The 20,604-nt window shown below is 71.2% G+C and carries 12 protein-coding genes; 3 read left to right on the plus strand and 9 right to left on the minus strand.

Going from position 1 to position 20,604, the window contains the following annotated elements:
* Positions 1-40: 40 nt before the first annotated feature.
* Genes OG897_RS35320 through OG897_RS35330 form a run of 3 tightly spaced genes read right to left on the minus strand, consistent with a single transcriptional unit; the run spans position 41 to position 12,071 of the window.
* On the minus strand, positions 41-7,468 hold the full coding sequence (locus tag OG897_RS35320) for a MupA/Atu3671 family FMN-dependent luciferase-like monooxygenase (protein WP_266663475.1): 7,428 nt from the start codon (positions 7,466-7,468) through the stop codon (positions 41-43).
* A complete protein-coding gene (locus tag OG897_RS35325; RefSeq protein WP_266663477.1) occupies positions 7,465-10,794 on the minus strand; it encodes a type I polyketide synthase in 3,330 nt (1,109 codons plus the stop codon). Before OG897_RS35325 ends, OG897_RS35320 begins: the two co-directional genes overlap by 4 nt.
* A complete protein-coding gene (locus OG897_RS35330; protein ID WP_266663479.1) occupies positions 10,791-12,071 on the minus strand; it encodes an MFS transporter in 1,281 nt (426 codons plus the stop codon). Before OG897_RS35330 ends, OG897_RS35325 begins: the two co-directional genes overlap by 4 nt.
* 329 nt (positions 12,072-12,400) lie before the next feature.
* On the opposite strand from OG897_RS35330, the gene OG897_RS35335 reads away from it, so the two are divergent.
* Together OG897_RS35335 and OG897_RS35340 are read left to right on the plus strand one after the other, a co-directional pair.
* Complete coding sequence (locus OG897_RS35335) at positions 12,401-12,637, plus strand: response regulator transcription factor (RefSeq protein ID WP_266663481.1); 237 nt, start codon at positions 12,401-12,403, stop codon at positions 12,635-12,637.
* Positions 12,638-12,942: 305 nt separating this feature from the next.
* On the plus strand, positions 12,943-13,242 hold the full coding sequence (locus tag OG897_RS35340; RefSeq protein WP_266663765.1) for a WhiB family transcriptional regulator: 300 nt from the start codon (positions 12,943-12,945) through the stop codon (positions 13,240-13,242).
* Between the two features lie 105 nt (positions 13,243-13,347).
* Here OG897_RS35340 and OG897_RS35345 read toward each other — a convergent pair whose 3' ends face one another.
* The 6 genes from OG897_RS35345 to OG897_RS35370 form a co-directional block, all read right to left on the minus strand.
* Positions 13,348-13,692 (minus strand): hypothetical protein, encoded by a 345-nt coding sequence (locus OG897_RS35345; RefSeq protein WP_266663483.1) that lies wholly within the window; start codon positions 13,690-13,692, stop codon positions 13,348-13,350.
* A 16-nt stretch (positions 13,693-13,708) separates the two neighbouring features.
* Entirely contained in the window at positions 13,709-15,073 is a 1,365-nt protein-coding gene (locus tag OG897_RS35350) for a hypothetical protein (protein WP_266663486.1), read from the minus strand.
* A gap of 2 nt (positions 15,074-15,075) precedes the next feature.
* Complete coding sequence (locus tag OG897_RS35355) at positions 15,076-16,902, minus strand: peroxidase family protein (RefSeq protein ID WP_266663488.1); 1,827 nt, start codon at positions 16,900-16,902, stop codon at positions 15,076-15,078.
* Positions 16,903-17,061: 159 nt separating this feature from the next.
* Positions 17,062-17,946: a fatty acid desaturase gene (locus OG897_RS35360; protein ID WP_266663490.1), complete on the minus strand. Its 885-nt coding sequence runs from the start codon at positions 17,944-17,946 to the stop codon at positions 17,062-17,064.
* 53 nt (positions 17,947-17,999) lie between these two features.
* A complete protein-coding gene (locus OG897_RS35365) occupies positions 18,000-19,058 on the minus strand; it encodes a fatty acid desaturase (protein WP_266663492.1) in 1,059 nt (352 codons plus the stop codon).
* A gap of 353 nt (positions 19,059-19,411) precedes the next feature.
* Positions 19,412-20,419, minus strand: a complete 1,008-nt coding sequence (locus OG897_RS35370) for a glycoside hydrolase family 3 C-terminal domain-containing protein (protein WP_266663494.1) — start codon at positions 20,417-20,419, stop codon at positions 19,412-19,414.
* A gap of 19 nt (positions 20,420-20,438) precedes the next feature.
* On the opposite strand from OG897_RS35370, the gene OG897_RS35375 reads away from it, so the two are divergent.
* Positions 20,439-20,597 (plus strand): hypothetical protein, encoded by a 159-nt coding sequence (locus OG897_RS35375; protein WP_266663496.1) that lies wholly within the window; start codon positions 20,439-20,441, stop codon positions 20,595-20,597.
* The last annotated feature ends 7 nt before the right edge of the window (positions 20,598-20,604 follow it).

Genomic DNA, 20,604 nt, shown 5'->3' on the forward strand with positions numbered 1-20,604 from the left:
CCGCAGTACCGCTTCGGGCGCTGCCCCTCGTGCTCTCTCCTCAGTCGTCCTCGCCCAGGGCGGCCGAGGTCTCCCTGCCCAGGAGGTCGACGTACGCGGTGGTCCACGCCTCGACCGTGGCGCGGTCCCACAGATCGGTCGAGTACTCCACGTAGCCGGACAGCACGTCACCCGCGGGGACCAGACCGAAGTTGAACTCGGCGCGGGCACCGGGGACCACGAGGTCCTCGATGGCCGTGGTCACACCCGGCAGTTCGATGTCCGTCTCCAGGGAGCTCTGGTACTGGAAACCGAACGGCAGCTTGTCGGGTACCTCTGTGCCCCACGCGGCACCCAGTTCGGCCGCCATCGCGCGGATCGGTGCGGCGTGGTCCATGGCTTCGACCGTGCTGCGTGCCACCTGGTTCACGAGCGCGCCGAACGAGTCGGCCTCGCCGCCGCGGACCCGCAGCGTGAACGACGAGACCGTGCAGGCCGCCAGCGCCTCGAACTCCCGCCGCTCACGATTGGCGTGGGAGATGCCGAGGACGACGTCCGGCTCGCCGGTCAGCCCGGACAGCAGGGTGGCCAGGGCGGTGGCCGTCACCACGAAGGGCGTCGTGCGGCGCCGTCGCGCCAGTTCTTCCAGGTCGGCGCGCGTTCCGCGCCCCACCGTGAACAGCACGACGTCGCCCTTGCCCGTGGGCTCCTTCGGGCGGGGCCGGTCCAGCGGCAGCGACGAGCCGAACGGGGCACCCTTCAACGCCCTCGCCCAATAGTCGATCAGACGGCCCTTGTCCTGCGTGCGGCTCTGTTCGCGCTGCCACCGCGCGTACTCGCTCGGCTGCGGTACGCGCTCCGGGAGGCCGTGCGGCACGCCGGTGGCCGCAGCCCGGTACAGCGCCGCCAGTTCCCGCAACAGGACACTGACCGACCATCCGTCGCAGGCAGCGTGGTGCAGGACGAAGAGCAGCTCCCAACGGTCACCGCTCGTGCGCAGCAGACGGAACACCGGGGCGAGCTCGGCCCGGATGTCGAAGGGAGCCGCAGCCGTCTCCGCCGCCACGCGGGCCGCCTCGGTCTCCGGGTCCGGCTCCGCGGTCAGATCCTCCTCCGGCAGTTCCACCGGCCTGGCCCGCAGGGCCTCCTGCCACCACTCGCCCTCGTCGCCGTCCCGCACGAAGCGCGTGCGCAACGCCTCGTGGCGCGAGACGAGTCCGGTCAGCGCGGTGCGCAGAGCCGGTACGTCCAGCGCGCCCGTGAAGGTGAGGCGCATCGCCACGTTGTAGACCTGCGGGTGGGGGTGCGACTGGTGGCGGCCGATGAAGGTGCTCTGCTGGGCGGTGACCGGTGCGCGGCCGACCGTCTCGCTGCCGGTGCCGTCGGCCGCCCCGCCGGGACCGCCGCCACCGGAGAGGTACGTCGCCATGGCCTTCAGCGTGGGCTGTGCGTAGAAGCGCGCGATGGGGTACTCGACACCGAACGCCTCCCGCACCCTGTTGCTCAGGCGGATCGCCGTGATCGAGTGGCCGCCGAGGTCGAAGAAGGAGGCGTCGGGGCCGATCGCCGCAACGTCCACCTCGAACTCCTCGGCCCACAGCTGTCTGAGGCGTGCTTCGTCGGCCCGGGCGGCCGTCGGGCGGGCCACCGATGTCGTCGCTTGGACGGAGGCGGGCGCGGCAGACGCGGTCATGACGGAGGTGGGCGCGGCCGTCGCGGTCACGACGGAGGCGGGCGCGGCAGACGCGGTCATGACGGAGGTGGGCGCGGCCGTCGCGGTCACGACGGAGGCGGGCGCGGCCGTCGCGGTCACGACGGAGGTGTCGGGCAGGGCGGTCCGGTCCAGCTTGCCGTTCGCGGACAGCGGGAGTGCGGGCAGCACCGCCCAGGCATGCGGCACCAGGTGGTCCGGCAGCCTTCCGGCCAGTTCCTCCGTGAGACGGTCGGCGAACTCCTGCGGCCCTCCGGTCGGCCCCGCAGGGACGACGAAAGCGGCGAGCTGCGCCTCGCCCCGCCGGTTGCGGCGGGACACGACGACCGCTTCGGCGACCCCCGGCAGGCCGTTGAGCGCGCGGGAGACCTCCTCGGGCTCGACACGGTAGCCCCGTATCTTCACCTGGTCGTCGGACCTCCCACGGAACTCCAGTGCCCCCGACTCGTTCCAGCACACCAGGTCGCCGGTGCGGTACATCCGCCCCTCGGTACCCAGCGGGTCGGGGACGAAGCGCTCCGCCGTCAGGTCCGGGCGGCCGAGGTAGCCGGTGGCCACGCCGGGGCCGCCGACGTACAGCTCACCCACCTCTCCGACGGGGACCTCGCGGCCGTGCCCGTCGAGCACCCGCAGCGTAACGTTGTCCACGGGTCGGCCGATCGGGATCGGGACCGCCGCACCACCCGGCGCCTGCGGTTCCACCGTCTCGACCGTGCACAGCACGGTCACCTCGGTGGGGCCGTAGACGTTCACCGTCTCGTAGGGAACGCCGGGACGCGGGCGGGTGCGCAGTACGTCGCCGCCCACCAAGAGGTGGCGCAGCGGCGGCTGTTGCGCGTCCGGGAGCGCGAGGACCGCCTCTCCCAGGGCCGTCGGAAGGATGGAGAAGCTGATCCGCAGGTCCGCGTACCAGCGGGCCAGCGCGGCCGGGTCCTTGCGGACCGCCTCGTCGGCCACGACGACCGTCGCCCCCGCGGTCAGTGCGGGCCAGATCTCCAGGGCCGCGGCGTCGAAGCCCTGGCTGCACACGGCCGCACTGCGGTCGTCCGAGGTGAACCCGAAACGCTCGTGGTGCCACTGGCACAGGTCCACGACGGCCCGGTGCGGGACGGCGACGCCCTTGGGGGTGCCGGTGCTGCCGGAGGTGTGGATGACGAAGCAGAGGGATTCGGGGTCGGGTACGGGGGCCGGATCGTCCACCGGGTCGGGTGCGGGGGCCGGGCCGTGCACCGGGCCTGGTGTCGTCCGGGCGTCGACGGCGACCACGAGGATCCCGCCCGGCGGCGTCGACGGCGGTTCCGTCCGCCCGCTGCCGCTCACCAGGATCCGTGCGCCGCACTCCTTGAGGATGGCCTCGGCCCGCGCCCACCCCTGCCCCGGGTCCAACGGAACATATCCGTGGCCCGACTTGAGGGCCGCGAGCATGGCGACGACCAGGTCGGCGCCACGCGGCAGCCACAGGGCGACCGGCGCGCCAGCCTCCCCCTCCGCCCGAAGGAACGCCGCGAGGCGATCCGCACGTTCGTTCAACTCGCCATAGCTGAGGACGAGTTCGCCACAGCTGACCGCAGTGCGATCCGGGGCGACCGAGGCCCACCGCGAGACCAGGGAATCGACGGTGCTCCGGGTCGGTTGCCGGACCTTCCCGCGCCGCCACTCCTCCGGTATCGGGGCCGGTGCCGGGGCGCCCTCCTTCCGCACGAGGGGGGAGCCGCCCCCCACCGCCTCGGCGAGAACATCCCGGAACGTCCCGAAGAGTGCGTCGACCGTCGCTTCGTCGAAGAGGTCGGTGTTGTACTCCAGGTGGCAGCGAATGCCGTCCGCCTGGTCGGTGAAGTACACGCTGATGTCGGTGAGCGCCTTGTCGGGACCCGCGTCGAGCGGCGTGGCCCGGACCCCGGGCAGGTCGAACCGGAAGGGATCACCGGTCTCGAACTCGGCCAGCGTCTGGAAGACCGGAATCCTGTCGAGCGCCCGCGCAGGCGCCAGCTCCCGCACGACCGCCCCGAACGGCACGTCGGCGTGGTCGTACGCGTCCAGGGCGACGCCACGCACCCGGTCCAGGAGCGTGCCGAAGTCCGGGTCGCCGGAGAGGTCGATGCGCAGTGCCAGAGTGTTCACGAAGAAGCCGACGACGTCCTCGTACCCGGGCGTGCGGTCGGACATCGGGGTGCCGACGACGAGGTCGTCCTGACCGGTGACACGGCGCAGCGCGGCCGCGTATCCGGCGAGCAGGGCCATGAAGAGGGTGCTGCGCCGCTTGCGGCTCAATGCCCTTACCTGCTCCGACAGTTCGGGGTCGAGCGTACGGAACAGGGCGCGGCCGTTGGAGGTCATCACGGCGGGCCTGGGCCGGTCGGTGGGCAGCTCCAGGACGGGCAGGTCCCCGGCGAGCTTCTTCTTCCAGTAGGCGAGGTCCTCCGCCGTCTTCGCGTCGCCGAGGGAAGCGAGCTGCCGACGTGCATGGTCGGCGTACGTCCGGGTGAGGCCGGGCAGCGCGGCTGCGGGAGCGCCGGGCAACGCCCCCCGGTACAGGGCGGACACGTCGCGGGCGAGCACGGCTGCCGATGCCGCGTCCATCACGATGTGGTGCAGGGACAGCACCAGCACGTGCCGCCGGTCGCCGAGCCGGACGAGGCGCGTGACGAACAGCGGGCCCTTCTCCAGGTCGAAAAGGCGCGCGCTCTCGGCCGCGAGGGTCTCGGCCACCGCGTCCCCGGCCCCCGTGCCGTCGACGACCGCGAAGTCCACGTCCGCCGCATCCCGTACGAACTGCCGTGGTTCGCCCGCCACTTCACCGAACACCGTACGCAGCTGCTCGTGCCGTCCGGCCAGGGCGCGCAGCGCGGCCCGCAGCGCGGGAACGTCCAGCGGGCCTTCCAGCTCGATCGCCTTGGTCTCGTTGTAGGCGGTACGGCCGGGGAGCATCCGCTCCAGGAACCAGATCCGCTGCTGGCCGGGGGACAGGGGAGCGGGGGCAGTCGTCGCCACGGGGGTCATCGCGCAGTCGCGGCGCAGCGCGTCGAGATGGACGAGGCCGGAGCGCATCGCGTCGGGCTCGACGCCGAAGTCGACGAGCGCGACGACCTCGTCGGCGCCCGCGGCACGCACGGCGTCCACGACGGGCCGCACGCTTTCGGGGCTGCCGATGAGAGCCCGCTGGTCGCAGTAACGGTCGTAGGCGCGCCCGAACACCACGTCCAGATCGTCGTCGGTCATCGCCGACAGGTCGACCCGGTGGCCCAGGCTGTTGGCGACGTTCCCGAACAGCGACAGGGAGGCGCGCATGTACCGGGACAGCGGATCGCGCGCCGTGGCGCGCGCCTCCACGTGGTCCTCGGCGAGGAAGGTGTGCAGCAGGACGGCCACCCGCCCCGCATCCGGGTCCAGGCCGTGCAGGGCGCGGGTACGGCGGTAGAGCGCGATGTTCTCCTGGAGCTGCTCGACGCTCTGCGTCATCAGATTGGTGACGATGCCCAGGCCGTGGCGGGCGGCCAGCTCGTAGGACGCGGGGTTGCCGACGACGGCCGTGTACATGGGCGGGGTGTCCTGGACGGGGCGGGGGAACAGCCGCAGGTCCTTCTCGCCGTCCCCGGTGGTGCGGCGCACCGCCTCACCGCGCCACAACGTCCGTATCTGCTCGACCTGTTCGTACATCAGCTCCTTGTGGGAACCGAAGCGGTCGGGGAAGAAGGCGAAGTCGTCGGCGTGCCAGCCGCTGGCGCAGCCGATGCCGATCCGCCCGCCGGAGAGGTTGTCGACCATCGACCACTCTTCGGCGACGCGGATCGGGTCGTGGAGCGGCAGCACCACGGAGCCGGCGTTGATGCGGACGCGGTCGGTCTCGCGGGCGAGGGCCGAGGCGAGCACGGCGGGGTTGGGGAACAGGCCGCCGAAGGAGTGGAAGTGCCGTTCGGGAATCCACAGGGAGTGGAAACCGTGGCGGTCGGCGAAGCGGGCGGTCTCCAGGATCTGGTCGTACTTTCCGTGCCGGGGGGCCGTCTCGTCCTGCGGGTAGTCGCCGAAGAAGTACACGCCGAAGTCCAGCGGGCGGGCGGCCTGTTGGGGCGCCGCCTCAGAGGTGGGCTGCTGCTCCGGCTCCGGCTCCGATTTCGGTGCCGACTCCGGTGCCGACTCAGGCTCTTGCTCCGGGCGAGCCGTGGCCGCCCTGTTCCAGGCCATCGCCATGGCCACGGCCCGGGGCTTCGGTGAGGGCGCGGGGGCGACTCTCGGCTTCCCTCGGAAGAAGCCCTTGTCGCGCAGCTCGCCCAGCGATCCCTTCACCGCCTCCACGATGAACTCGACGTCACCGTCGGTGTGTTCGGTGGACAGGAAGAAGTTCCGCCACTCCCACACATGGACACCGCGCAGCATGAGGTGGTGATAGAGCAGCTCCATGTCGGCGCGCTGCTCGAAGCGGAACTGCGAGCCGAAGTGGCTCATGCTCAGGGCGAACCCCTCCGCCTCGAAGAACGCGTTGAGCGTCGCGGCCAGCTCGTCGGTGCGCGCGTTCAGCCGCTCCTGCAACCGAGGGCTGTGCTCCTTGAGGTGTGCCAGTACGGCGCGGGCGGCGACCATCGACACCGGGTGCTGGATGTAGGTGCCGCCGAAGAACGTGGTGTCGGCCGACGGGTAGCTGTCGTCCCCGTAACTCCAGTGCCCGCCGTCGATGCCGTCCATGATGTCGGAGCGCCCGGCGATCGCTCCGATGGGGAATCCACCGCCGAGCACCTTGCCGTAGGTGGCCAGGTCGGGCGTGACGCCGTAGAGCTCCTGGGCGCCGCGCAGCGCGGGGCGGAAGCCGGTCAGCATCTCGTCGAAGAGCAGCACGATGCCGTGCCGTCGGGTCAGTTCGCGCAGCCGCCGTACGAAGTCGGCAGGGCGCAGCGACGGGTGACGGCTCTGCACCGGCTCGACGACGACCGCCGCGATGTCACCCGCCTGCTGCTCGATGACAGCGAGACTCTCAGCGCTGCCGTACGGGAGGACGAGGAGGTCGGCGACGGCGTTGTGCGGGATCCCAGCCGACAGGGGAACGGTCGTGAGCCCCTCGCCCCCGGTGCCGGGGGAGCGGCCGAGGACGTTGTCGGCATGGCCGTGGTAGGCGCCCTCGAAGGTGATGATGCGGGAGCGTCCGGTGGCGGCGCGGGCGAGCCGGATGGCGGCGGAGTTCGCCTCCGTACCCGAGTTGGCGAAGGCAACCCGCTCCAGGCCGGTCAGCTCGGCGAGCAGCTCGGCGGCTTCGCCGGTCTCCACGTTGCGCGGGCCGAGCTGGACGCCGCGGGAGAGGTGTTCGCGGACCGCCTCGGTGACGAAGGCGGGCTCGTGGCCGAAGAGCAGCACGCCGAAGCCCATGGTGATGTCGACGTAGCGGTTGCCGTCGATGTCCCAGAGCTGCGAGCCCTGCGCCCGTCGGCCCGCGATGGGGTACAGCATCTCCTTCGTGCTGCTGCGGAACCCGACGGCCGCGCGGCTGTCGGCGAGCACCCGCCGGTAGCGCTGGGCGATCTGCTTCGAGGTGGGCGTCTTGGCGGTGTAGCGGCGCACCAGGTCGTCGAGGTGGTTCCGCTGGGCGTCGGACGCGCCGCCGCGGACCATGCCGGAGGCCCTGGCGACCTCCAGGCGCGGCCCGTGCTGGGCTGCCCTGGCGGCGGGCTGCTCCTCCTCCTCGGTCGCAGGTGTCCCCATCTGGCGGGCGATGCGCTGCGAAAGCTCGGCCATCGCGGCGAGGTCCTGGTCCACCGCCGCCGAGACGCTGCCGGAATCGATCCCGGTCATCGGTCCGCCTTCCCGGTCTGCGCGGCCAGCAACTGCGAGAGCTGACTCATGAGTTGGAGCTGCATCTGGGAGAGCTGATGCACCTGGCGTACGAGATCGTCCACTTCGCGGCGCGTGGCGTACTCGCCCGGGGCGGGGGACACGGGGGCCGCGACCGGGACGGGCGCCGAGGCGACGGGCGCGGGCCGCACGACCTGGGGCGCGGGCTCACGGACGACCGGATCGGGCTCACGGACCACCGGCTCCGGCTCACGGACCACCGGCTCCGGCACGCGGGCGGGCGGCACGGAAGCCGCCTGCGGGACAGGTGTCACGGGCGGCGCGGCCGCTACCGTACCGCCCTTCTTCCCCACGATGATCCGCGCCAGCTCCTTCGCCGTGCCCGCCTCCTCGAAGAGCTCCCGCATCGACACCTTGACCTGGTGCTCCTCCTCCAACTCCCGGAGAACACCTATCATTTGCAGCGAGTCCGCGCCGAGATCGAAGAAGTCGGCGTCCTCGCCCACCTCGTTCGTGTCGTAGCTGAGATGTTTCGCGGTGACCTTGATGATGTGCTGGGTCACTCGCTCGACCGCTGCCTCGTCCTGTGCCACTTCGAACTCATCCCTTGTCGGTTGTACGGACCTGGAAAAGTGGTTCTCCGGTCCTGTCCAGTAGTCCTTGTGCTGGAATCGGTATCCGGGCAGGGGGATTCTGCGCCCCGCCCCGCCCTTCAGCGCCTGCCAGTCGATCGGCGCTCCGCCCCGGTACAGGCCCGCGACCGCGTCCCACAGTGGTTCGAGCCCCGCCCCGCGCCGCAGCGTCGGATACGCGGCCCTGTCCGGCAGCTCCCGCCGTGCGAGCCCGGTCAGCGTCGTGTGCGGTCCGATCTCCACCAGGGCGCCGACGCTCTGGTGAGAAGCCCCCAACTCCCCCAGTACGTCGGCGAATCGCACCGGCTGACGCGCCTGCCGTACGAAGTACTCCGCGTCCGCCACCCAGCCCGCCGACCGCGTCCGCCCGTCCAGGCCGCTGACGAACGGCACGTCGCACGGCCGGAGTTCCACCCCTGTGAACAGCTCCCGCAGCCCGTCGAGGACGGGATCCATCAGGGCGGTGTGGAAGGCGTGGCGCACCGGAAGCGCACGGGCCGGGACATCGCGCTCGGCCAGCAGGTCCTTCAGTCGTGCCACGGCGTCGGCCGGGCCCGCGAGGACCTGGCCGAGTGCGCCGTTGGTGACGGCGAGCTCCACCCCCGGAACCTCGGTGGCCAGCTCCAGCGCCGCACGTGCCCCGATCGGGACCGCGACCATCGCGCCCGGCGCGCAGTACCGCCGCATCAGCCTGCCGCGCTCCGCCGTCAGGCGCAGCCCGTCCTCGGCGGACAGCACCCCGGCCGCGTACAGCGCCGCGTACTCGCCCACGCTGTGCCCGGCCACCACCTGGGGCACGATCCCGGCCGCGCGCCACAGGCGGACGAGCGCGCACTGGAACGCGAAGAGCGCGGGCTGTGCCACCTCGGTGGGCCAGACGGGCTCAGCCCCGCCCTCGTACTCCTCGCCGAGCAGCGGTTCGAGGAGGCTGTCGCCGCCGGTGAGCGCGCCGTACTGGCGCTCGCAGGAGTCCAGGACCTCGCGGACGACGGGGAAGCGCGCGTAGAGGGTGCGTGCGGCGCCCCGGTGGATGCTGCCCTGCCCGGTGAACAGGAACCCGACGCCCGTGGCCTGTGCGTCTCCCGTCGGGCGCGGGTCGGCGATCCAGCTGTCGAGGGCGCTCGTGAACGCGTCCAGGGTGTCGCCGCGTACCGCGAGGCGGTGCCTGCGGTGGGCGCGGCCGAGCGCCAGCGTCGTCACGAGGTCCGCGGGGTGCGGGCCGGGGTGCGTACGCAGGTGGTCGCGCAGGGCGCGGGCGTTGTCTGCGAGGGCCGCCGACGTGTGGCCCGAGAGCGTCAGGACGGCCGGGGGCGGCGACGTGTCGGCGGGGCGCGGCGCGGGCTCGGGAGCCTGTTCCAGGACGACGTGGACGTTCGTGCCGCCGATGCCGAACGAACTGACGCAGGCCCTGCGCGGAACGTCGCTCTGCGGCCAGGGCCGTGCGGAGTCCGGGATGTAGAACGGGCTCGCGGCGAGGTCGAGTGCAGGGTTGGGACTGCGGAAGTTGGCCATCGGAGGGATGACTCCGTGCTCCAGCACGAGCAGCGCCTTGATCATGCCCGCCAGGCCCGAACACACGTCGAGGTGACCGATGTTGGCCTTGACCGAGCCGAGGGCGCAGTAGCCCGTGCGGTCGGTGTCCGCGCGGAACGCGGCGGTGGCGCCTGCGAACTCGATCGGGTCGCCCTTGTACGTTCCGGTGCCGTGCGTCTCCAGATAGCCGACGGTGCCGGCGTCGACGCCCGCCCGCTCCAGTGCGAGCCGGATGGTCTTGCGCTGGCCGTCCGCGCTGGGCGCGGCGAACGTCCTTTTGTCCGCGCCGTCGTTGGCGACCCCTCTGCCCCGGATGACTCCGTGGACGTGGTCGCCGTCCGCGACGGCCCGGTCGAGGCGCTTGAGTACCACGGCTGCCACACCCGTGCCGCCGACCGTCCCGTCCGAGCCTGCCTCGAAGGGGCGCAGCCGACCGCTCTTGGAGAGGATGGAGCCCTTGACGTACGGGTAGCCGAGGACTTGCGGCACATGGATGGCGGTGGCTCCGGCGACGGCGAGGTCGCACTCCTCGGCGGCCAGGGCCTGCGCGGCGAGGTGCACCGCCATCAGTGAACTTGAGCACGCTGTCTGCACGTTGACCGCCGGGCCCGTCAGGCCGAGGCGGAAGGCGACGCGGTTGGCGGTGAAGTCGGTGAAGTTGCCGACGGTCACCTGCATACCGGCGACCCAGTCGTCGATGCCGCCCGGGAGGACGTTGTTCCGCAGATAGGACTGGAGGGGGAAAAGGTGGTAGCCGGTGCTGGCGTAGACCCCGACCTCATGGCCTCCTCCGTCGGTCCCTGCCCCCTCCGATGCGCCTTGTGCACCCCCCGCGTACCCGGCGTTCTCCAGGGCGTGGTGCACGCATTCGAGGAACAGCCGGTGCTGCGGATCGGTGATCTTGGCCTCGTGCGCGCTCATCCCGAAGAAGCCCGCGTCGAAGCCCGCGATGTCGGTGAGGAGCCCGCTCGCGCCGACGAAGTGGTCGGCGTGGTACTGCTCTTCGGGCACTCCCGCAGCGGCCAGTTCGGCCTCGGTGAAGCGATGGATGCGATCCGTACCGTCTTGGATCGTGCGCCAGAACTCCTCCGGCGTGTCCGCGCCGGGAAAGCGGAAGGCCATCCCGACGACGGCTACGGGAACATCGCGGCTGACGGTCATCGGGCCTCGCTCCCCACGGTCGGCACGCTCTGTTCTCCAGGGGGCGCGGACCGGGACCGACGCGTATGCCGCACCAGAACGACGAACAGCCCGACACACAGCACGATCGCCAACCCGTGCAGCAGACCGACTACTTGGAACGGTGTGAAGCGGTCCAGGAGTACGCCACTGACCAGCATCCCCAGACCGAAACCGGTGTTCTCGACCGACGCGGACAGGCCGAAGAGCCGACCGCGCTGCTCGTCGGGGGCCGCCTGGAGCCGGGTGACGTACGCGGTCTCGGTGAGCCCGTCGGCCATGCCCGCCACCAGGGCCGCCGCGACGGCCACGCCCGTGGGCAGCCCGGCGAACACCACGATGAACGCGGCTGACATCACACAGGCCCCGATCGCGAAGGCCCGTTCCCCGGGCCCCTGCCGTCCCTCGCGACCGGCCCACCTGCTGCACACCTGCTGCATGACGATGTTGCCGATGGCCCACGTCGCCCAGAACTGGCTGACGAACGTGGCCGGGTGGGACGGGTCCAGGATGCTGGAGTAGACGGGCAGGGCGACGTTGTGCGACGAGGAGCCGAGGCCGTCGGCAGCCCGGACCACCAGCATGACCGCGAGCACGGGGGCAGCACGCAGCAGCATGAGCGACCCCGTCTTCCGAGCCCGCTGGGACATCGGCCCGTCCCCGCCTCTCTCCTCCCTCTCCCCCTTCTCCTTCTTCTCTTTCTGTGCTCGCGTACGGATCGGCAGCGAGAGCAGCACGCAGGCCGACACCGCGAACGTGACGGCGTCCAGCGAGATGGCGGCGACGTATCCCCACTGTGCGACCACCACACCGGCGGAGGCGAACCCGGCGATCATCGCCAGTGAACGTCCGGTGGCCAACTGCGAGTTGGCCCGCATGCGCAGATCACTGCCGACGATCTCCGGGACGCTGGTGCGCAGCGCCACCCCCGACAGGGTCGAGCAGAATCCGGTGACGACGGCCAGCAGGTACAGAAGACCCGCGCGTGAGGTGTCAGGAGCGATCAGCAGGGCTACCATGGCCGCGCACTGAGTCAGATCGGCGCCGACCATCAACCTCTTGCGGTCGTACGCCGAGACCAGCCGTCCGCTCACAAAGCCGGAGACGACGCTGGTCATCAGGCGTACGGCCATGAAGATCCCTGCGGCCAGAGCGCTGTCGGTCACCTCGTAGATGAAAACGTTGAGGGCGACCATGTTCAGGTAACTGCCGTACGCCGAGAAGCCGTTGCCCACGACGAGCAGGCGAAAGTGCCTCAAGTGTTCCCCCTGGTCCACTAACGAGCTGTCACGCACGGTCGTACACGGCTGCGCTCAGCCGAGGCCGCCCTCACACTCACTCGCACGGAAGCCCGCATAAAGTCACCTGAACTGGTGACTTGACAGGATCGCCGGAGTTCCCGGTGGGTACGCGGAAGAGGCAGTGGGGGCGTGCAGGACACGTCAGATCGAGATGCTGAGGCGGCGCAGGAGAGGCAGTCCCCTCCGCCTCCCGGATGCGCAGCACCCTTTGTGTTTCCACATGGCCATGGTTAGATCCACTTGTGTTCGAGGCCGTCGCAAAAGTCGACATTCCTCCTGGAAGGAAAATGACCGTACACAGCCGCCCGGAGAGCAGACCTGCGTTATCCCACAGGGAGAAGCAGGTGTTGGCGCATGTCGCGGCAGGCTTCTCGCACCAGCAGGTCGCCAACCGTCTGGGCATCAGCGTGCACACCGTGAGCACCTATCTGCGCCGTATCCGCAGCAAGCGCACCGCGCCCACCGTCGCGCATCTGATCCACCTGAGCCTCGTCGAAGGCGTGGTCCCCGCTTCGAACTCCTAGGGCGGGCCTTCCTGCCCACCCGACCCGGTTCCGCAGGAGGCGACGGCGGGCGGCAAGGCGGCGGAGGGGGCGCAGATGCCGATACTGCCCACCACGGGTGACAAAGCGCGCCGTTACCCGAGCACCACCTTCGTGCGGGTGTACTGGTGCTCACCCCAAGCGGTCCCCTCGTGCCCTGGGCGTTTAACCGTCCGTTCAACTGGCGTAGGTTCTATGGCACTTGCCTCTCGCATGGGATGGGCAGGGCAGGGTGGGCCGGATCGGGGAGGCACGGCGCAGTGACGGAAACCTCAGGTGAGCAGTGGATGGTGGGGGCGAAGTGCCGGACCACTGATCCGGACGAACTCTTCGTCGATGGCGCGGCCCAGAACCGGGCCAAGGCTGTCTGTACCGGCTGCCACGTACGCACGGTGTGCCTCGCTCACGCCTTGGACAACCGGATCGAGCACGGTATCTGGGGTGGCATGACAGAGCGCGAGAGGCGGGCACTTCTGCGCCGTCGGCCCTTGGTGACGTCGTGGCGTCGCCTGCTTGAAACCGCGCACGCCGAGTACGAGCGCGACGTTGCCCGAGGAGCGAACGGCGGACGGGCAGAGGCCAGTTGAAGCGACCCAGCGGGCGCCGCAAGGTTCGGGGCTGATCCTTCGCGGAAGCCGGTGCCCTGTCCGGGCGGCGCTTCCCCGTCCTCGGCGTGCGGAGGTCGGCACTCGCTACGTCGTGCGTTCCCCCCACGGGCGGGAGGGCACGCGGCGTCGGTGGTTCAGCACCACGGGAACCAGGACGGCCACCAGAGCCACGGCCACCAGCGGCGCCGCGCGCCCGGGTCGGCGGCTGCTGAGGTCGGCAAGTCGGCGTGCTGCCTCGCGCAGGTCGGCGGCAGCTTGCCGGGAGCGGGCTGCCTGGGTGCGCAACCGTGCGTGCAGCCCGCCGTTCTCCGTGCCTTCGGACGCTGTCGTAGCGGCGAGCTCGTCCAGTCGCGCCGCCACGTCGTCGAGACGTTCGGCATCGGAGCGCAGGGCGTTCGTACGGTCGTGCAGCGAGGAGTGCGGGTGCACGGAGGTCTCCGTCCGGTCAGTGGTCGTAGAGGCGGAAGACGTGGGTGCCGGTGACAGGTCCGCAGTACGGGGCCAGGAGAGCGTCGATCCGGTCGCGCGCCTCGGGGACCTGGTGGTCGAGGTTCTCGGCGTAGCGCTCGGCGGCGTGGCAGAGCGGGAAGGCGTGGCTGGTGTCGAGCCAGGTGATCTCCAGCCAGCCGTCCGGGAGCCGGTAGGGAGACACGGCGCTGCGGCCGTCGAGGGCGGGCACGATGTCGTGCTCGTTGACCAGGCTGATGATCCGGGTGCGGGGGTCGGCGGGCTTCTTGTAGTCGATGGGTGAGCCGACGGCGACGACGTGGGTCACCTCGTAGGTGCCGGTGAACTCGGGGAGGGAAGCGAGGTTCATGGCGGCGGCCCCGCCCTGGCTGTGGCCGATGATGGCCACCTTCGCGCCGGCGGGCACGCACGCGGCGACCGCTTTGCGTGCCGCACGGGTGTAGGGGGTGTCGGTGCGTCCGACGTTGGTGAAGCCGCCCACGAGGTCCATGGGGCTGTCGTTGCGGGGTGCGCCGCCGCCCATGCCGGACATCTGGAGGACGTAGCGGTCGGGGCCGTCGGGCACGGTGACGGTGTGGACCATCACGCGGCCGACGTTGCCGAGGGCGGCGATGTTGCGCACCCACTGGGTGATGCCCCCGCCTGTGCCCAGCCGGGGGTGCAGGTCTACGTCTGTGGGGAGCAGTTCGGCGCGGCCCGCTCCGCGGTCGAAGAAGGCCCAGAAGCTGATGGGGATGCCCAATAGCGGTTCCGCGTCCGGGACTTCGCCGGTGGCGATGGCCCAGGCGCTGCGGTCGTTGAAGGGGTTCTCGTCGAGCAGCGCGTTCCAGGCGAGCAGGTCGGCGAAGACGGGTGCGACGGAGGACAGGGAGTAGGAGGTTCCGTCCGTGGCGGCCATCGACCGGAAGATCTTCACGGCCTCCGCCTGCCGGTCCTCTTCGATCGCCTGGATGAGCCGGGCGAGTGGCCCCTCCAGCAGTTCCGGGTGGCGCAGGGCGGCGGCTTCGACCCGTAGGCGCAACCCCGTGACGGCCATGTCGCGTGCGAGGCCGGTGCGGTTGAGGAGGAGACCGGCGTACTCGGCTGCCGTGCCTCGGCGGCCTCCGGCGAAGCCGTGTCCCAGGCCCTGGCGGCGGGTGAGGGTCCGCAACAGGGTGCGTGCGGCCGCGAATCCGGCCCGTGGGTGGCGCAGGGCGGCAGTGAGGAGTTCGCCGGAGCACAGGGCGGCGGTGGCGTCCCGGCCGGCCCGCCGGGTCTCGGCCGCGGCGGTGCCGAGCAGCCGGGACGCGGCGTGCAGAGCCTCGGTGCCGGAGGCGGGCGAGGAGGTGTCTGCCGGGTTCACGGTCATCCGGTGGGCTGCCAGGTGTGGAAGGCGTTGCGGGTGCCTTCGAGCCCGTCGGCGAGTTCGGGGTGGTGGCGCAGGAGCAGCTGGTGCATGCCGGTGCGTTCGATCCACTCCATGCCCTCGGGGGTGTACACCTCGGGCCGGTAGTCGTCGGTGAAGAAGCGGTCGCTGGTCATGCGGCGCACCGCCATCAGGACGAAGATGCGGTACGCGGTCTCGCTGAACCCGAATCCGGGCTTGCGGGGCTCGGCGAGCATGCCGACCATGGCGTCGACCTGGTCGAGGTCGCCCTCGTAGATGTCGCGGATCTGCTGGACCCACTGAGGGTTGTCGCTGAGCTGGGAGAAGTCGGTGAGGCGGGGCTTGCGGACCTGGGCGCGGAAGTCGTTGTAGCGGGGGATGCCGCGTTCCCGGCCGCGCAGGATGTCCAGGGTGCCGACGTCGAGGACTTCGCCGTCCAGGCGGGTGAGCCGGGACAGCGCGCGGGGATGGTTGTGCAGGGAGTTGTCACCGCAGGGCATGGTGCCGAAGGAGTACATGAGGTCACTGAGCCCGTACTGGTCGACCGTGGTGCGGGTGCTGAGGCCCTGGAGAGTGGTGAAGTCGACGGTGTCGATGAGGCGGCCGTCCTGGTGGGCACGGAGCGGGTACGCGTCGCGCAGCATGGGGTGCAGGCGGTAGCAGTAGGCGAATTCCTCGGTGAGGGAGAAGGGCACCCCTTCGTGGTCGATGGTGGAGCCGAGGGCTCCGGTCAGCTCCACGCTGCGGGACAGGAAACCGCCGTGGCGGGCCCGGGAGGCGAGCCAGCGGGGCAGGCCGCCCCGGCCGACGACCGAGGAGGCGAGGTGCTGGGCCGGGCAGTCGATGATTCCCGGGGTCCACTCCAGCAGGTGGATGCGGGCCATGACGGCCGTGTTGACGAGCCGGGCGGTGTGGAAGAGCCGTTCGTCGTCCCAGGTCGGGTAGGACGCCTTGAGTCGGTCGCAGATGCTGTTGTGCTCCTTGGCGAAGAGCGTGTGCATCAGGGAGAGGCCGAGCCAGTAGTTGTCGTTGAAGCCGGTGCTGTCGATGCCCGCCATGCCGGGCGTGGTCTCGTCGGGCAGCCGTCCTTCGGACATGGCGAGTTTGCCGTCCTCACCGGTGCGCAGCCGACGGCAGCGCGCTTCGTCGGCGCCGTAGATCTGGGAGCCGTCCCACCAGTGGCTGATGTGGTTGGCGAAACCCGGCCTCGATCCGGTCTCCGTGGAGGGGTGGGGGTCCGCCGGGGTGCGGCGCACCCGCATCGGGCAGGACGGCCAGGGGTCGTCGGCGGCGAGGTCGACCTCGATCGGGTCGTCCTTGACGGCGTCGCCGTGGCTGACCCAGCCGTGCACCTGGAACTGCAGCCAGGCCGCGGCGAGCATGTTGAGCCGGTCGCTGGGCCGGAAGGCGTCCCGGGTGAGCAGCAGCCGGCTGACGTCGCGCGGGCTGGGCGTCAGGAGCTGGGGCATGGTCTCGGGGACGGCGGCGTCCGGGGGCATGTTGCGGCCGAAACGGGTTCCGGAACGGCCCATCTCGGTGTCGTGCGGGTCGTAACCCGACCCGTCATAGCTGCGGTACGCGGCGAGAAGACCGGGTGCCCGTCCGGCACGTTCGGCGGGCGTGTGGGCGTCGAAGAGGTTGTGCCGGACCATCTGGGTGCGCAGCTGGTTGAGTTCCGCCAGCCCCAGGTAGCGCGACTTGTCGTACCAGGCTCGGGGCTGCCTGCCGGACGTTCCCGCCCGGGGGAGTCCGTGGGGGGTGCGGCGGGCGGAGGGTTCGCGGGGCGGGGCACTCACAGGACTCACTCCAAGAGGCTGGCAGGCGACGGTCGGCCGGTAACGGACCGGTCCAGTGCCCGGGCGAGCTCTACAGCGCTCTCGTAGCGGCGGTGGACTCCTCCAGGTATCCCCTGACCGTCGCCACTGCGCATGCACACGGACCCAAACGGGTACGGCCGGGTGCGCTCAGTGGAGGCGGCGGGCGGCGATCCGCTCGGCAGTGGGCCAGTGGACGTCCCGGGCCAGACCCAGCCGCTCCAGCAGCCTGATGAGACGGGCGGTCGGGTCGAGCTGGCCCGGCAGTACACCGTGCCGGGCACTGGTCGGGTCGGCGTGGTGGTAGTTGTGCCAGCCCTCGCCGAGCGTGATCAGGGCGACCCAGCGGACGTCGCGCGACCGGTCACGCGTGGCGAAGGCAGCGGTGCCGAAGGAGTGGGCGACGGAATTGACCGACCAGGTCGCATGGTGCACCAGGGCGTACCGTACGAGGGAGGCCCAGAAGAACGCGGTGAGCGCCCCGGTCCACGACCCCGCCCACAGCCCCCCGGCCGCTGCCGGCAGGGTCCACGACGCGAGGGCGACGAGTGGGTAGTAGCGGCAGAGCAGCCGCAGGTCCGGGTCGTCCAGCACGTCGGGGGCCCAGTGCCGGAAGTCGGAGCGTTCGCGGTTCGACCAGAACCAGCCGACCTGCGCGTGCCACAGGCCCTTGAGCAGCGCCCGCCCGCTGTCGCCGAAGCGCCAGGGCGAGTGCGGGTCTCCGGGGCCGTCGGCGTGGCGGTGGTGCCTGCGGTGCTCCGCCACCCAGTGCACGACGGACCCTTCCAGGGCGAACCCTCCGGCCAGCGCCAGCACGATCCGCAGCGGTCTGCCCGCCCTGAACGACCGGTGGGTGAACAGCCGGTGGTAGCCCAGCGTGATTCCGCAGATGCCGATGACGTACATCAGGAGGGTCAGCACCACGTCCCGGTAGGTGATGCCCCATCCCCACGCCGCCGGAACGGCCGCGACAAGGGCGGCGAGCGGGACGACGATCACGCCCACCAGCAGTGCGGAGCGCTTGGCCGTGCCCACCGGTCGCAGCTCACCTCCGTTCGGTTTCACGGCGGGGCGGCCGGACGGTCCGGTCATGGTGTGCGCACGCGCAGGGGGGCACCGGCGTCGTGCAGGTGCCGCAGCACCTGCACGTAGGTTCCCGTCAGCGTTTCGGTGACGTAGGGGATGTCGCGGGCCCGGCAGAACTCCTCGACCAACGGGGCGGCCCGCCGCAGGGACGGGCGGGGCATCGTCGGGAACAGGTGGTGTTCGATCTGGTGATTGAGGCCGCCGTACAGGAATTCCACGAACCGTCCACCGGCGATGTTGCGGGCCGTGACCGCCTGGCGGCGGACGGGATCACGGGCGTCCTCGGGCGTCAGGACCGGCATGCCCTTATGGTTCGGGGCGAAGGTGGCACCGAGGTAGAGGCCCCACAGGGCGTGGTGGAGGACCGCGAACACCAGGGCGTGGCCGAGGGGCATCGCGGCCAGCAGCAGTCCGGTGTAACCGACCGCGTGCACCAGCAGTCCGGTGGCTTCGGCCTCCCGGGAGACCGTGCGGCAGCGCAGGTCCTTGCGGCGCAGTGCCCGGATGCTCACGTGATGGAGATTGGCGCCCTGGAGCAGGGTCGCGGGGAAGTACAGCCATGCCTGGTGCCTGGCCAGCAGTCGCTTCACACCGTGTCGCTGGACCGCGCGTTCGGGGCTCAGGCTCAGGACGACGTCGGCGACGTTGGGGTCGCGGCCGGGGTCGTTGGGGTAACGGTGGTGCCGGTTGTGCTCGTCCCTCCACCAGGCGTGGCTCGTGCCGGTCAGTACGTTCCCGAGGAAGAACGCCGTCCAGGCATTGGCCCGGTGGGAAGGGAACACCTGCTCGTGCGCCGCGTCATGCCCCAGGAAACCCGCCTGCGCGGACAGGAACGCCAGCGGTACGGCACCGCCCACGGCCCACCAGCTCCCTCCGAGCCCCCGCAGGGCCCACCACAACACCCCCAGCAATGCCACGAGTGCGCCGATCCGCAGGAGGTACCAGCCGGGCCGTCGCCGCAGCAGGCCGTGCGACCGCATCCGGGCCAGGAGCAGGGCGTAGTCGTTCTGGGGCGTCCGGGGGCCGGGGCGGGGTTCGGTGGCGGGTTCTGCGGTCGTCAACGGAAGCACTCCGTCCGAAGATGCGGGCCTCCACCCGGCGGGCGGCCCCGTAAGGGAACACAGGGTCATACCGGGCAGGGACGCCATGGACACCGTTCGAGCGGGAGGTTCACTCGATCAGCGCTCACCCCGTGGGCTGCACCGGCCACCGCGCCGGTCCGCGACGCTGCCGAGTGCGGCCAGGCGTCCGTGCTCGGGTCCCACCGCCCTCGTGGCCGATGCACAGGAGGATGCACAGGAGGGCGGTGGGACCCGCGCTGCGGTGTGCGGCCCGGCACGACGGGCGTCTGGCGGCCGTCTGGCGGCCGTCTGGCGCAGGGCTAGCGCAGGGCTAGCGCAGGGCTAGCGCAGGGCTAGCGCAGGGTCGCCAAGAGGGCTTCGACGTCGTCGAAGTCGAGCGGGATGATGGGGAGTTTGGCGAGCTGGCTGAGTCTCATGTCGGCGACCATCCGGTGGCGAGGAGTGCCGTCCTTCGGGTAGGCGTCGCCCATGGTCTTACGTACCCGCGTCAGGAGGGTCTCCAGGGCGGGGCCGCCGACCGGGTGGGCGAGCCACTGGCCGAGTGTCGAGTCGGCGCCCGGGACCTCCGTGTACGGGTCGCCCTCGACGGTGACCGTGGTGGTGAGGCGGATGTCGCGGCTGGAGGCGCCGACGTCGACGCGATGGTCGATTCCCTCGACGAGCCAGGCCCCGGCACCGATGTCGAAGTGGGCGAGGTCCTCGCGGGCGACGCGCAGGGTGACGTCGCGGGTTTCGGCCGCTTCGAGGCGGAGGGCCGCGAACGCCCTCAGCTCGCGCACCGGACGCCGCACCCGTGAGCCGGGCGCGCCCACGTACACCTGCACCACTTCGTGCCCGGCGCGCGGGCCGGTGTTGGTGACCGCCACGGTGACCTCGATCCCGGTGCCGTCCTGCGTCACCCGCAGGTCGGTGTGGTCGAAGGTGGTGTACGAGAGGCCGTGGCCGAAGGGGAACGAGACGTCCATGTCGCGGGCGTCGTAGTGCCGGTAGCCGACGAACAGCCTCTCGCCGTACCGGGCGTGGCCCTGCTCGCCCGGCCAGTCGAGGTGGGCCGGGGTGTCGGCGAGGCGCAGCGGGACGGTCTCGGTGAGCCTGCCCGACGGGTTGGCGTGGCCGAGGAGCAGGTCGGCGGTCGCGGAGCCGCCCGCCTGGCCGAGCAGCCACCCCTCCAGGACGGCCGGGACGTCGTCGATCCAGCCGGACAGCCGGACGACGCCGCCGTTGGCGAGGACCACGACCGCACGCGGGTTGACGGCCGTCACGGCGGCGAGCAACTCGGTCTGCTCCAGCGGGAGTTCGAGGTGGTCGCGGTCGTACCTCCAACGCCTGGAGACCCGCATCCTGGAGCGTGCCCCCCACGTGGTGATCAACGAGCGCGCGGTGACGCTGCGCACGATGAAACTGAGCGGCCAGATCCTGGCCGCCAACGGGCTTCGGCAGTACGCGGTCCCCATCGACCCGTGGCTGATCCTGGACCCCGCCGACGATGACGGGGCCCCGCTGACGGTGCTGCCGTGACCGGTCC

This window comes from Streptomyces sp. NBC_00237 (assembly GCF_026342435.1).
GTDB lineage: Bacteria > Actinomycetota > Actinomycetes > Streptomycetales > Streptomycetaceae > Streptomyces.

Bases quoted from the DNA above. Each gene is read 5' to 3' on its own strand.
- OG897_RS35320 (WP_266663475.1), bottom strand. From the start codon at position 7,468: ATGACCGGGATCGATTCCGGCAGCGTCTCGGCGGCGGTGGACCAGGAC.
- OG897_RS35325 (WP_266663477.1), bottom strand. From the start codon at position 10,794: ATGACCGTCAGCCGCGATGTTCCCGTAGCCGTCGTCGGGATGGCCTTC.
- OG897_RS35335 (WP_266663481.1), top strand. From the start codon at position 12,401: ATGACCGTACACAGCCGCCCGGAGAGCAGACCTGCGTTATCCCACAGG.
- OG897_RS35340 (WP_266663765.1), top strand. From the start codon at position 12,943: ATGGTGGGGGCGAAGTGCCGGACCACTGATCCGGACGAACTCTTCGTC.
- OG897_RS35370 (WP_266663494.1), bottom strand. From the start codon at position 20,419: ATGCGGGTCTCCAGGCGTTGGAGGTACGACCGCGACCACCTCGAACTC.